The organism is Neisseria sp. HMSC078H04, assembly GCF_001838135.1.
Lineage (GTDB): Bacteria > Pseudomonadota > Gammaproteobacteria > Burkholderiales > Neisseriaceae > Neisseria.
The window spans coordinates 174,686-187,796 of sequence record NZ_KV835849.1 but is presented as its reverse complement, the minus strand read 5'-3'; the positions used below and the strand labels follow the sequence as shown (position 1 = coordinate 187,796).

Here is a 13,111-nt window from a genome sequence, read left to right as displayed (position 1 = left end):
AAAGGCCGTCTGAATATTCAGACGGCCTTTTTATCAATCTACCTTATTGTTTCTTCAAGCCCTTGGCTGCAACAGTCGCAATCGTACCGTCAATGCCTTTGCTCTTAATCAGCTCGCCAAATTGATTGCGGTATACCGTTACCAAGCTGGTGCCGTCCACGCGGATGTTGTAAATCTTATACGCACCGCCGCTTTGGTAAAGCTGATAGGCTACTTCATACTTGGTGCCTTTTTTGGTTTGAATTTCCGAGAAAACGTCAAACTTATTGCCGTTTGCCGTCATCTTCGGCAACAGGCGCACATTCGCATCCGCCGCACCAATCAGTGCAGAGTGCGAGTACATCGCAATCACCATATCTTTGAATGCACGGATAAAATCGGTTTTCTGCTTGGCAGAAAATTCACGCCATGGCGCACCGACCGCCAAAGCCGAAATACGTTCATAATCCAGATAACGGTTGGCATACTGCTCAACCTGTTTCACACGTTGCGCCTCTGTCAAAGAAGTATTGCGTGCAATTTTCAACACAGCATCAATGTTCTGCTGCATCTGCTTTTGCGCCGGATGCGTTTCCGCCGCCACATAAGGCGCAGCAATCACCATCGGAGCAGCCACAATCAAAGTCTGAAGAAAACGGTTCATAACGATATCCATACAAAATAAAACCGCATTGTAAAAACAATCTATTCCAAAAAACTTAATTCTTTGTAAAAGCAGTCATGAGCAATGAAAAATCCTGCAATCAAATTTCAGACGGCCTGATAAAAATAAGATAACATATGAACGCTATTTTAAAAGGAAAAAGCCATGCCTTATGTCAACATCAAAGTAACCGGCGGCAGCGAAGCCCCGAGTGCGGAGCAAAAAGCCGAATTAATCCGCGGAGTAACCGAATTACTCTCACGCGTTCTCAACAAAAATCCCGAGACGACCGTCGTCGTCATCGACGAAATCGATATGGACAACTGGGGCATAGGCGGCAAAAGCGTGACGGTTCGCCGTTCCGAAGCGCACAATAAGTAAGCTTTGGCCGTCTAAAGCCCTTTTAATTTACCCACAAAAAGAGTACATTTATCCCATTGTTAACAATTTTACGGAACACACATCATGGAGAAATTCCCCAAATCGTCCAAGCTGGACCACGTTTGCTACGACATCCGCGGCCCGGTTCATAAAAAAGCCCTGCAACTGGAAGAAGAAGGCAACAAAATCCTCAAGCTCAATATCGGCAACCCTGCCCCGTTCGGCTTTGAAGCGCCTGATGAAATCTTGGTTGACGTTATCCGCAACCTGCCCACTTCTCAAGGCTATTGCGACTCCAAAGGCCTTTACTCCGCACGCAAAGCCATCGTTCATTACTATCAAACCAAAGGTCTGCTCGACGTTACCGTCAACGACGTTTACATCGGCAACGGCGTGTCCGAGCTGATTACCATGTCCATGCAGGCATTGCTCAACGACGGCGATGAAATCCTGATTCCTGCGCCTGACTATCCACTGTGGACCGCTGCTGCAACACTGGCCGGCGGCAATGTGCGTCATTATTTGTGCGACGAAGAAAATGACTGGTTCCCAAATCTTGCCGATATGGAAGCCAAAATTACGCCGAAAACAAAAGCCATCGTCGTCATCAACCCCAACAACCCGACAGGCGCGGTGTACAGCAAAGAAATCCTGCTCGAAATCGCCGAATTAGCGCGCAAACACGGCCTGATTATTTTTGCCGACGAAATTTACGACAAAATCCTCTACGACGACGCTGTACACCACCATATCGCCGCCCTTGCTCCCGACTTGCTGACCATTACGTTTAACGGCCTCTCCAAAGCCTACCGCGTAGCCGGTTTCCGCCAAGGCTGGATGATACTCAACGGCCCGAAACATCATGCAAAAGGCTATATCGAAGGCTTGGACATGCTCTCGTCTATGCGCCTTTGTGCCACCACACCCATGCAACACGCCATTCAGACGGCCTTGGGCGGATACCAAAGCATCAACGAATTCCTCCTCCCCGGCGGCCGCCTGCTCGAGCAACGCAACAAAGCATGGGAACTGGTCAACCAGATTCCGGGCATATCCTGCGTCAAACCCATGGGCGCATTGTATATGTTCCCCAAAATCGATACCGAAATGTACAGCATCCACGACGACATGAAATTCATCTATGACTTACTCGTACGTGAAAAAGTCTTGTTCGTCCAAGGCACAGGCTTCAACTGGATACGCCCCGACCACTTCCGTATCGTTACCCTGCCGCCCGTTCATCAAATCGAAGAAGCCATGGACAAACTCAAACGCTTCTTGCAAAACTACCATCAATAAACCTAAACAAAGAGGCCGTCTGAAAAAGCAAACCGCTGTTCAGACGGCCTTTTTAATTCAAACAGCAACTTGGCAAAGCCTGCTGACATGCGTATAATCAACCATTCCTATCTGGGGGCGATCTTGGTTTCGACGGGGGTTGCAAAGCAGATGCGGGCATACCGGGGTCTCAGATTTCCCGTTAAACACTGAATTTAAATAGTCGCAAACGACGAAACTTACGCACTGGCCGCTTAAGGCCTGCCGTTGCAGCAGTTGGTCAATGGGCTGTGTAGCGCAAGCTACCGCAACGTCATTCTACATTGACTGGTTTTCTGTCGGGTTACTTGGCAGGAAACGAGATTTAAGGTAACTGGTTCCCTGAAGGCTTGTTGGTCGGCATGATGGGGACGAGATTCTAAATAGACACAACTAAGTATGTAGAACGCTCTGTAGAGGACTTTCGGACGGGGGTTCGATTCCCCCCGCCTCCACCATACCGAATTTTCAGCAGTATCCTGTAATACGCATAAAGCCTTGAGCCATAACGGTTTCAAGGCTTTTTTATTACCTTGAATATGCTGGCGTATGCTTGAGTTTTCGCAATTTATAGGGTAACTTTTAGGGTAACTTTTCATGAGTTACCCAAAAAAACAAGCCCGAAAAGTGGGCAAATTAGCCCTATTTTTTTAAACAGGTTACCCCAAAAGTCCATAAAACCAATTATTAACAATGGCTTAATAAGTTTTTAAAAGTTACCCCAAACTGGATTAAAAATGCCTAAACAGACGCTACCTCTTACAGACAGCCAATGCAAAAAACTGGAAGCCCCCCAGCAGTTATCAGATGGCGGCGGCTTATATCTACAAGCAAGGGGAAACGGCAAATACTGGCGTTTTCGTTACTACCGACCAAGCGACAACAAACGCGATGAAATGCGACTGGGTGTCTATCCTGAAATCAGCTTAAAAGAAGCAAGAGAAAAACGAGAAGAATTACGCGGGCTGATAGCAAAAGGGATAGACCCTAAGCTACACCAGCAAGACAAAGCACAGAGGCAGGCAGAGCAGCTAAAAAACACATTTGAGGCTATTGCGCGCAAATGGCACAGCGACCAAGTAGCAAAGCCGAATAAATGGAAGCCCGACCATGCACAAAGAGTTATCCGCAGCCTTGAGCTTCATATTTTCCCTGACCTTGCAACACGCAAAATAGACGAAATCATGCCGCTTGAGGTTTTAGGACTGTTGCAGAGGCTGGAATCAGCGGGGAAATATGACACGGCACAAAAAATCTATGACGTAGTAAATCAAGTTTTCAAATATGCCGTGAAACTTCGCTTAAGCCTATTCAATCCCGCCGCCGAATTGCGGGGAGAACTGGCAAAGGTGGAGCAGAAACATTACCGCTTCATTAAAGACCCGCAAAGGATAGGCGAGATGTTACGGGCTTTTGACGGTTACACTGGCTTTCCGCAAACACGCGCCCTATTACAGCTTTCCCCTTATGTATTTGCCCGCCCTTCCGAATTGCGTTTATTGCGCTGGTGTGAAATTGATTGGGAGGAGCAGCAATACTATAAAGACGGCGTAAACATGAAGAACAAGATAGACCATATTGTCCCCTTGAGCCGCCAAGCCTTAGCAATACTGGACGGCTTGAAACCTGTAACGGGGCATTATGAATATGTATTTTGTAACACCAGCAAAAAACAGCCCTTGAGCGAGGGGGCGATACGGAAAGCATTAGACCGTCTGGGATTCTTGGAAGAAACCACACAGCACGGCTTTAGGCATACAGCCAGCACGATATTGAATGAGATGGGCTATAACGCCGATTGGGTAGAGCGACAACTAGCCCACAAAGACCCCAACACGACAAGGGCAGCCTATAACCATGCAGAATATTTAGAACAGCGCGCCGATATGGTTCAAAAATGGGCTGATTATCTTGATGAATTGAAAGCACATTCAGGCATATTGCAGGAAACGGCAGAATAAACTATCATCTTAAGCATTACGAAAGAAAACCATGCGGATATTTAGAAACCAGTGGATAACGAAATTTGCCAAGAAACACAAAATCAGCGATTCCGAGCTAATAGAAGCAGTAGAGCGGGCAGATGACGGACTGATAGACGCAGATTTAGGCGGCGGTGTTATTAAGCAGCGCATAGCAAGGCAAGGACAAGGCAGAAGCGGCGGTTATCGTAGCCTGATATTTTTCAGGCATGGAGAACGGGCGTTTTTCATGACCGCCTTTGCCAAGAACGACCGCGAAAACATCACGGACAAAGAACTTGCAGAATTAAAGAAAGCCGCCGCCATCATCTTGGCAATGACGGAAACCGACCTAGAACAAGCCAAATCAAACGGCACTTTCACGGAGATACAGCCATGAAATACAAAAGCGAGATTTTCGCAGCAATACATGAAACCATGCAGGGATTGCACGACATCGGCGTCATTGACAAAAAAACAATGCGCGATTTTGACAAATCATGCCTGACCGAAATCAAACCATTGAGCGGCGAAGACATCAAGGCAATCAGAGAGCGTGAAGCATTATCTCAAGCCGCTTTTGCCATGTATCTAAACATCGGTAAAAACCAAGTTTCCGAATGGGAGCGGGGTATTAAAAAGCCGAGCGGCGCAGCTTTGAAGCTGCTTACCATCGTCAAAAACAAGGGAATTGAGGCGATAGTTTAGGTTGTCTGAAAACTAATTTTGATATAAGGCGTTATATGGGCTTTATTGCTTCTGAAATCAATAAATGGCATGACAAATATGTTTCAATGGAGGATATTCTACTAGCAGTTCAGAAAATGGATAGCGACGAACCAAGCCTTCAAGATACGGCTAAATTCCTTTTGAGAAAATATGAAGAGACCCAAATTAACGATATTCCATTTGGTGGTGTAGATGAGGTGTGTTTTACACAAACATTGTCAGGTGGATATGTGCGTGCCAGATGCCATAAACCGTTATTTAATTTTTTGACCTATGTGGCTTATCACGGCTACTTAAATAGCGATTATATTGACCTGTTTGATATAGACGAAAATCATTATGCACAATACTTTTTAGAGAAAGAAACGGTAACAGCTTTTTTACAGTATGAGTGTGGGCTAAAAGATTTTCATGGCTGGCAAGAATTTGAACAAGAGAGCCAAGCCAAAGGCGAACAGCCCGCCAATGATGAAGATACCGAGGAAGATGCGGAACAGGCCGACCAGCCATACGCAAACACGCCGCAACAGAAAAGAGCCGAAAACATGCAAGCCAGCATCATAGCCGCCCTTGCCTGTATGTACACAAAAACAGATTGCAGCAAGCCATACGAGGCCGCCGAAACCATACGCCAAGAATGGCAAAGGCAGTCTGACAAACTGGGCAATCCCCCCAGCAAGGACACTATCGGCAAATACATTCTGCAAGGTATAGAACGCCTTTCAAACTGAATCTAATTAGAATTGAGCGATCCTAAAAAAAATCTAATTAGAACAAGCCGCCCATTGAGGCGGCTATATTTATGCCTATCGGAACGCCAGCAACCCGCAGGCGTGATTAACCAAACGGAGGCAATAAATGCACATTATCAATATCGACAGCTTACCTGATACCGCGCAATTAACTATTGCAGAACTTGAGACCAGCCAAGCGAAAGGACGGCGCGGAATCACTCGCTTGAGTAGCAGCCAAATCAGACGACTGGAGGCAGCAGGACAATTCCCGCAATCACGCCAAATCACAGGCACGCGCAGCCGCTTTTATGTAGCAGGAGAAGTGAAGAAATGGCTTACAGAACAGGCAAGCTAATGAAAGGAGAACAGGAGTTTTCGTAACAGTACGCGCCCGCGCGCGCGATTGTAACTCAAGACCTGATTTTTGATAAATAAAACCGCCTGAACGGACATTCAGACGGCACGGAGAAAAAATCTGATGAAAACTGATTATATCAACCACAAGCCCAAAACGCCAAGCCAAAGAGAGCGCATTTTAGCCCGATTGAGAAAAGGGAGCGTTACTTCATGGGAGCTGGCACAGATGGGCATACTTAGCTATAACACACGCATTATGGAGCTTCGCAGGGCGGGGCATGAAATCATAACCGTGATGGAAGAAGTGCAAAACCAATTCGGAGAGACCGTGAAATGCGGGCGGTTTTCTTTGCTGGTGTCGGGAAAGAGTAAGTCATAACGCCGTCTAACCCCGTAAAAAACCATTTGACAGATTGAGCTTTGAGAAGCAGAATTTAGTTTCTCTCTTAAATTAACTAGCCCAAATCAGCAGGGTAACGCTGATTTTTTATCGCCATTTTCTCTTATGGCGTTTGAAGCCTATTTACAGGCTTTGGACGGTATATCAAAGTTTATGGCGGTGTGTGGTAACGGCAACGTCCACGCCTGACTAGTTACAGGAGAGAGCACCGCCCCCTTATTTCGGGCATTTCTCAAATCTCAATTTAACTAGGAGCATTTCAAATGCAATCTTGCACTTCTACCCAAATCCAAACCATTCAAAATCAAGCCCAAACGGTAACCATCCCCTTAGAGCTGGCAAACCGCATTATGGACGCGCTGTACTACGGCGGCGAATTTATCGCCAATACGGGCGCAATCATCGACACCATTTGCGACAACATGGCCGCCCATTCCGTCCGCAACGCCCCCATAAGTGCGAGCGGAAGCACGGCACGCCTTGCCACAGTCATTCAAACCCTAGTCCCCCATGCGGAAAACTTGGAATCTTTCGATTTGTCATCCGAGCTTGCGGGATACATTCAAACTGACCCCGTCCCCGCGCCCTGACGATTCAGACGGCGGCGGCTACATCTGCAACCAATGCACCCCCAAAGGCGGCAGCGGTTTTGACCTGCTGACGTTGGTGTTTGTTTACAGCTTTACGGAATCTGTAAATCAGGTTTCCGCCCTGCTTGGGCTTTCAGACGGCCTGAAAGAATGGGCTACTTACAGCGTAACCAAAGCAGATTAAGCCCTCTTATTCCCTGAAATTTACCCGCCTTTATGCCGCCTATTTCAGACGGCATAGGGCAAACTTCGCCCTAGTGTTTTCATAACTAATTGATTTTATTAGATTCATGTTTTGAAACACTGGAGGCAGAGCAAAGGATAAAACCATGAAACAGACAAATAAATCCGACCGTTTCCGCCGGTATCTTAACCGCGCCTTGCTGGTGTTTTGGGTGTTGCTTTTGGCTTTGGTAGTCCGAGCCTGTAACCAGCCCGCCCACGCTGACACGGAGCAACTAGAGCCGGAAACGCCCGCAATATGGGAAACCGACCCGACCGCTGGAATAGTTTTAGAACCAGTATCAGAGGAGGCAGAGCAATGAAAACCATCATGGATAAGCTGGCAAACCAACTAAACAGCAAAGAAAAGGCAATCGCAGCGGTGGACGTTGTAAGCACTATCTTGCTGATTGTGAATGACGGAGCAAGCCAAAAAGAGGCGATTCATACTGTATCAGTCATAGCCCGCGAAGCTATGGACAGATTCGAGGAGGTAGGAAAATGAAACCAACATACCAAGACATTAAAGCCGCCGCGCAATACCGCTGGCCGGAAATCCACGCGGCATTAGGCATAGACCAGCGATACCTGAAAAACAAACACCAGCCCTGCCCCGCGTGTGGAGGGAAAGACCGTTTCAGATATGACGATAAGGACGGAAACGGCACATTCATTTGCAACCATTACAACAACGGCGCGGGCGATGGTTTCGGCTTGGTAATGCACTTTTTCGGATGTGATTTTCAGACGGCCTTAAAGCAGGTTGCAGGCGTTTTGGGCATGGATAATGCAGACCCTTTGCCGACACCGCCCAAACGCCCACAAGCGCAACCATGCCCCGAAAAAGACCAAATCGAGAAACTGGCCGCATTGTGGAGAAGCACAGAACCTATCCGCCCTGATTCCCCTGTTATCCAGTATTTGAAATCACGCGGTTTGGACATGGCGCATTTACCCGAAAACGTCCGTTTCCTAGCTGAAAAAGACTATTGGACAACGGGCGCGGATAAGCCGCTTTTACTTGGTAGTTTCCCCTGTATGGTTTGCGCTATCCGCGACATGGACGAAGAGCTACAAGGCTTACACCTAACCTATTTACAGCCTAGCTATGACAAGCCATGCGGAGAGGACGGACTACACGCCCCGCGCTATCAGAAACTGGCAATCAAAGACCCTGTAACAGGCGAAACATTACCGGCCAAGAAAATGCGAAACCGTAAGCAAGGCAGCATATCGGGGCAAGCCGTCCACTTGTTCCCGATTCCTGAAAATGGCCGCCTTGTCATTGCAGAGGGCATAGAAACCGCCCTAGCCGCCCGTGAATTGTACAAGGCTTACGATTGGGGCTTATACGCTGCCCTAAGCACAAGCGGCATGACTAATTTTCACTTTCCAGACGGTATCAAGGAAATTGCAATTATTGCCGATAACGACATACCGCGCCCTGTTGGTTACAGAGCCGCTTATGACTTGGCAATGCGAGCCATTAAGCAGGGAATCAAGGCGAGCATATGGCAAAGCAAAACGCCCGGCTATGACGCACTGGACGAACTGAACGAGAAAAAGCAATCAGACAATCATTTCGGAGGACAGACAGCATGAAAAATACCGAAACAGCGAAGCAGGAAAGCACCAAAGACTACAACCTTGAGAATATCGAGTCATTCCGCCCACACCCACGCTTTGACACCAATAATCGGGGCGTATGGTGGATAAACGTTAGAACCGACAAAGACGGAGATTTTATCGAAGCAGAGCCACTATTGCTTTCCGACCCTATCGACATCATTGGCACGGGGCAAGACAATGACGGCGCGTATTATCGGATTATCAAGTTTAAAGACAAAATCACACGCCGGCATAAGACCGCCGCCCTGCCACAAGCAGAAATTGCCGGTGGGAAATGCTGGGAGCGTTTGGGGTTTTACGGCTTATTCATTGAGAGCAACCCAACAAAAAGGCGAAAACTGGCAGACTATTTGCAGAAAGAGGGAAGCCAGACAGCCTTTACCATTACCGACCGCGCAGGCTGGCACGAAGACAGCTACATTATGCCCAGCGGGGAAACCATCACAGCGACCGACAAAGACCCCGCCATTATCTACAACGGCGACACCAGCCAAGCAAAGGCATATCAGCCAAACGGAGAGCTTACCGACTGGCAACAAAACATAGCCCGATATGCAGTAGGAAATAGCCGTTTGTGCCTTGCTTTGGGAGCTTCATTTGCCGCCCCGTTGCTTTCCCTGTTAAACGAAGAATCGGGGGGCTTCCACTTGATGGGCGATTCTTCAGACGGCAAAACCACAGCCGCAAAAGTAGCCTTGAGCGTATGGGGCAAACCATCAGGAAGCCTGTTGTCTTGGAGCGGTACGAAAATAGGCTTTTCCAACACAGCCGCCGCCCGTAATGATGGCTTGCTGGTGTTGGACGAAATAGGACAGGCAAGCCCGCACGTTATCGGCGATACTGTTTATAGCGTTATGAATGGTATCAACAAAGTGCAAGGCGCAAAACAAGGCGGAAACCGCGCTTTAAGCCGCTGGAAAGTGATGATGTTTTCCACCGGCGAAAAGACCCCTGATTCCATCTTGAAACACCATAAGGGCGATTGGAACGCAGGACAAGCCGCCCGCCTGCCTAGTATCAGAGCCGCCGCGCAATACGGCATTTATGACACATTGCACGGATTTGAAGATGGCGCATTGTTGAGTGAGCATATCGCACAATCAACAGAAAAATATCACGGAACGGCAGGAAGACTATTTATCCGACAGCTTTTAGACGACCTAGAACAAGCCAAACAGCACGCAACGGAGCGCATGGCCGCATTTATGGCAACCATTCCCGAATTATCAGGACAGGCGCGAAGAGTAGCAAAACGCTTTGCTATCGCCGCCGCTGCTTTGGAACTTGCCGCCCCTGTTACCGGCTTGCCCGTAGGTGTAGGCATGGCAGGCGTGAAAAAATGCTTTGATGAATGGCTGGAAGCCAACGGAGCAGGAAAACACGAAGACCGCCGAATCATTGAGCAGGCAGAGGATTTTATCGCCCAGCACGCTTTAGGCACGCGGTTTATGGAATGGAGCGATAAAAGCACCAATAAAGACCATGCAGGATATAGGAAACAGGAGGGGGAAAAATTGGAATTATGGGTAATCCGCCGTGTCTTTGCCGATGAAATCGCCCAGAGTTTCGATGAAGCGAAAGTTTGCCACGTATTAGCAGATAATGGATTATTGAAATATAACCACAAAAACAGAGGCTACCAACACCAGCGGAAAGGTAACGGCTGGTTTCATGTTTTAGCTACAAATATAGAACTGGACGACTAATCATTTACATGGGGTTAATTCCAAAATCCTAACCAAGCCCGCAAGGATCAACACAGGCGGGCTTTTTTACGTCCAAACATTCAGGAAGACCTACCAAGAAAGCATAAAATCGACAGGAAGCCCCTAAATCTCAAAAATTAGAGCCATTCACACCCTACCCTATACCTACCCCCTACACAAAAGCAAAACGCGCTTACAGCGCAATTACGCCCTATTTCCGCTATGACCAACAAAGACAGATGAGAGATAAATAATTTCGACACCAATACGCGCGCGCGCGTAATAATGTAGCCCTTGAATTTTGCGAGCCCATAAAAAAGGAAAGAAGACTAAGACACGCGAAAAGATAAAACCATATGCGCGAGGAAAAATCACTTGTTACCTTTGTTACCACAAAATTTAACACTTATAACTATATGAATATAAATATAAAAACACAGAAAAAACGGTAACAAATGAACATAAATTTACTTGTTACCGATTTGTTACCACTTGTTACCCTTTTATATTCATATGGTTACATTAAAAAAACAGGGGCGGTAACAAATGGTAACAAGGTTAAGATATGTATTTTGTTACCACGAAAGCCACGAATGACAAGGGTTTCAGCCATTGGTAACAAGGTAACAAACGATTTTTGCGTTTTTTTGTATATATACGCTTTCTTTTGCGGGTAAATGAACGGCAGAACTGATACAGACAAAAGCCGCCCGAAAGGCAATATCGGACGGCTGGAAAATAAAGCAAGCACCAGCCCACAAGACGGCGCGTGATTGCTGGTGTTACAATCAGACCATATTTCACAGTTTGGCAGAAATGCCACAAAATATTTTTGCCCCTACCACCCAAACAGCTTAAACTGACAATCTGACAAGGGGTAAATAGTGCAAAAAAATGCCCCTACCTTAAAGTTTTGGGGTAACTTTTGGGGTAACTTTTACCGCAAACAAGAATATGATTATATTTAAATCAATAAGTTAATCTCAAAGTACGATTGACCCCGCCTCCACCAGATTTGAAGCGCAAACTTTTGATTTAAAAAGGTTTGTGCTTTTTTATAAACTTAAACAGGCCGTCTGAAACTTTTCAGACGGCCTGTTTTTGTCTCAAATATCTGAGTGAAAAAACTTTTTCTTTCGATACATTGCCAATAGTGCTTTGCTTTAAAAAAAATTTCAGCCTTACATTTTTCTATCGGATTTCATATTCATTTTACGATGCGGCCTAACCGTTACACTCAATGGCAGATGATCTGACAAATGTTGCCAGTCTTTACTGTTGTGAATTTCAGAATCGATGACATCAAGATTGCGCGTGTAAATGCGGTCGAGGCTGAGGATGGGCAGGCGCGAAGGGAAGGTTTTGGGGCGTTTGCCTGTATTATCGACAAATACTTCGTTCAAATCTAATGCCCTGCCCAGCTCACGCGCTGATTTCTGCCGCCAGTCATTAAAATCTCCGGCGATAATCAACGGGCTTTCCGGACGAATATATCGACCAACGTAGTCGCTGATGGCTCGGTATTGTTTGAGACGATCCGGCTCGCGCAGGTTGAGATGGACGCACAAACACACCAGCGGATCTTCCCAACCTTCGGGCACGACTTCGCAATGCAACAGACCGCGTTGTTCGAGTTTGTTAACACTGATGTTGAGGTTGTTTTCCGTTTTCAGCGGCAGGCGGCTGAGAATGGCGTTGCCGTGGTGTCGTTTGGGATAGACGGCATTTTTGCCGTAGCTGCGATGATAATCGAGGCTGTCGCCGATGATGTCGTAATGCGGCGCATCGGGAAAGTCGGTACGGCGGCTTCTGTTGAGATGTTGTCCTTGAACTTCTTGTAAAAACAAAACATCCGAACCCAATGCACCCAGCGCGTCAGCCATACGGTTGACCTGCACCTTGCGGTTGAGCGCAGACATGCCTTTGTGCATATTGTAGGAAGTAATGGTAACTGGACGGGGAGACATGATGTGTGATGAAGCGGTTTATTTGTTTTAGTATAGCACCGGAGCGTGTGGTTTTACGGCAATTTTGGTTATACTTGTTTAAAGAATAAAATGGCGTTTTGACAGGGAATTTCCCAATCAAAACGCCTTTTGTTTTTCAGACGGCCTTGCGTCCGAATCAGTTGTTGATTACTTCAACATTGGTCTCAAAAGTAACGGTATGTTGGTATTTAGATGCAGTTTTACGTTTCGGATAAGGATATTTGGAAACGCTTTTCACTGCGCGTTCGTCCATTTCAGGATTGCCGCTGGATTGAATGATATTCACACGGTCAACATTGCCGGCAGGAGTTGTGAAGACATCCATCAAAACGGTTTTAACGCTGCCGTTTTGCGCTTTCATGGCTTCCAGAGTTTCGGTATCGGCTGCTTGTGCAGTACCGAATACAGCGGCAAACAACAGGGCTGAGGCGAGGAGTTTAGTCGTTTTCATGTT

The 13,111-nt window shown here is 47.0% G+C and carries 17 protein-coding genes and 1 other RNA gene; 15 read left to right on the top strand and 3 right to left on the bottom strand.

The features are described from left to right. Positions 1 to 43 precede the first annotated feature (43 nt). Positions 44 to 643 carry an MlaC/ttg2D family ABC transporter substrate-binding protein gene (locus HMPREF2560_RS06615; RefSeq protein WP_039862173.1) on the bottom strand — a complete coding sequence of 200 codons (600 nt, stop codon included), beginning with the start codon at positions 641 to 643 and terminating at the stop codon, positions 44 to 46. A gap of 165 nt (positions 644 to 808) precedes the next feature. Between HMPREF2560_RS06615 and HMPREF2560_RS06610 the strand changes: the two genes are divergently transcribed. From HMPREF2560_RS06610 to HMPREF2560_RS06540, 15 genes are all read left to right on the top strand, one after another. Next, positions 809 to 1,024, top strand: coding sequence for a tautomerase family protein (locus HMPREF2560_RS06610; RefSeq protein WP_070608204.1), 216 nt, complete (start codon positions 809 to 811; stop codon positions 1,022 to 1,024). 84 nt (positions 1,025 to 1,108) lie between these two features. After that, positions 1,109 to 2,323: a pyridoxal phosphate-dependent aminotransferase gene (locus HMPREF2560_RS06605; RefSeq protein WP_070608203.1), complete on the top strand. Its 1,215-nt coding sequence runs from the start codon at positions 1,109 to 1,111 to the stop codon at positions 2,321 to 2,323. A 113-nt stretch (positions 2,324 to 2,436) separates the two neighbouring features. Next, positions 2,437 to 2,799, top strand: a transfer-messenger RNA (tmRNA) gene (gene ssrA / locus HMPREF2560_RS06600). Positions 2,800 to 3,078: 279 nt separating this feature from the next. After that, positions 3,079 to 4,302, top strand: coding sequence for a tyrosine-type recombinase/integrase (locus tag HMPREF2560_RS06595; RefSeq protein ID WP_070873793.1), 1,224 nt, complete (start codon positions 3,079 to 3,081; stop codon positions 4,300 to 4,302). A 31-nt stretch (positions 4,303 to 4,333) separates the two neighbouring features. Beyond that, positions 4,334 to 4,702: a type II toxin-antitoxin system RelE/ParE family toxin gene (locus tag HMPREF2560_RS06590; protein ID WP_070873792.1), complete on the top strand. Its 369-nt coding sequence runs from the start codon at positions 4,334 to 4,336 to the stop codon at positions 4,700 to 4,702. Next, the gene (locus tag HMPREF2560_RS06585) at positions 4,699 to 5,010 is read left to right on the top strand and encodes a helix-turn-helix domain-containing protein (protein ID WP_049228382.1); all 312 of its coding nucleotides are present in this window, start codon (positions 4,699 to 4,701) and stop codon (positions 5,008 to 5,010) included. The genes HMPREF2560_RS06590 and HMPREF2560_RS06585 overlap by 4 nt, the downstream gene beginning before the upstream one ends. A gap of 35 nt (positions 5,011 to 5,045) precedes the next feature. Beyond that, positions 5,046 to 5,762 (top strand): hypothetical protein, encoded by a 717-nt coding sequence (locus HMPREF2560_RS06580; RefSeq protein WP_070873791.1) that lies wholly within the window; start codon positions 5,046 to 5,048, stop codon positions 5,760 to 5,762. 127 nt (positions 5,763 to 5,889) lie between these two features. Beyond that, entirely contained in the window at positions 5,890 to 6,120 is a 231-nt protein-coding gene (locus HMPREF2560_RS06575; protein WP_049344708.1) for a helix-turn-helix transcriptional regulator, read from the top strand. 123 nt (positions 6,121 to 6,243) lie between these two features. Beyond that, on the top strand, positions 6,244 to 6,501 hold the full coding sequence (locus HMPREF2560_RS06570; RefSeq protein ID WP_070873790.1) for a helix-turn-helix domain-containing protein: 258 nt from the start codon (positions 6,244 to 6,246) through the stop codon (positions 6,499 to 6,501). A 284-nt stretch (positions 6,502 to 6,785) separates the two neighbouring features. Then, positions 6,786 to 7,112, top strand: coding sequence for a hypothetical protein (locus HMPREF2560_RS06565; RefSeq protein ID WP_070873789.1), 327 nt, complete (start codon positions 6,786 to 6,788; stop codon positions 7,110 to 7,112). Beyond that, on the top strand, positions 7,072 to 7,296 hold the full coding sequence (locus HMPREF2560_RS06560; RefSeq protein ID WP_070873788.1) for a hypothetical protein: 225 nt from the start codon (positions 7,072 to 7,074) through the stop codon (positions 7,294 to 7,296). Before HMPREF2560_RS06565 ends, HMPREF2560_RS06560 begins: the two co-directional genes overlap by 41 nt. Before the next feature lie 145 nt (positions 7,297 to 7,441). Next, positions 7,442 to 7,657: a hypothetical protein gene (locus HMPREF2560_RS06555; protein ID WP_049331046.1), complete on the top strand. Its 216-nt coding sequence runs from the start codon at positions 7,442 to 7,444 to the stop codon at positions 7,655 to 7,657. Then, the gene (locus HMPREF2560_RS06550; protein WP_070440650.1) at positions 7,654 to 7,839 is read left to right on the top strand and encodes a polyribonucleotide nucleotidyltransferase; all 186 of its coding nucleotides are present in this window, start codon (positions 7,654 to 7,656) and stop codon (positions 7,837 to 7,839) included. The genes HMPREF2560_RS06555 and HMPREF2560_RS06550 overlap by 4 nt, the downstream gene beginning before the upstream one ends. Continuing rightward, a complete protein-coding gene (locus HMPREF2560_RS06545; RefSeq protein ID WP_070873787.1) occupies positions 7,836 to 8,936 on the top strand; it encodes a DUF7146 domain-containing protein in 1,101 nt (366 codons plus the stop codon). Before HMPREF2560_RS06550 ends, HMPREF2560_RS06545 begins: the two co-directional genes overlap by 4 nt. Beyond that, entirely contained in the window at positions 8,933 to 10,669 is a 1,737-nt protein-coding gene (locus HMPREF2560_RS06540; protein ID WP_070873786.1) for a DUF927 domain-containing protein, read from the top strand. The genes HMPREF2560_RS06545 and HMPREF2560_RS06540 overlap by 4 nt, the downstream gene beginning before the upstream one ends. Before the next feature lie 1,181 nt (positions 10,670 to 11,850). Here the strand turns inward: HMPREF2560_RS06540 and HMPREF2560_RS06535 are convergent. Together HMPREF2560_RS06535 and HMPREF2560_RS06530 are read right to left on the bottom strand one after the other, a co-directional pair. After that, positions 11,851 to 12,636: an endonuclease/exonuclease/phosphatase family protein gene (locus tag HMPREF2560_RS06535; protein ID WP_070584190.1), complete on the bottom strand. Its 786-nt coding sequence runs from the start codon at positions 12,634 to 12,636 to the stop codon at positions 11,851 to 11,853. Positions 12,637 to 12,793: 157 nt separating this feature from the next. Next, positions 12,794 to 13,108, bottom strand: coding sequence for a TonB family protein (locus HMPREF2560_RS06530; RefSeq protein ID WP_003747161.1), 315 nt, complete (start codon positions 13,106 to 13,108; stop codon positions 12,794 to 12,796). Positions 13,109 to 13,111 lie beyond the last annotated feature (3 nt).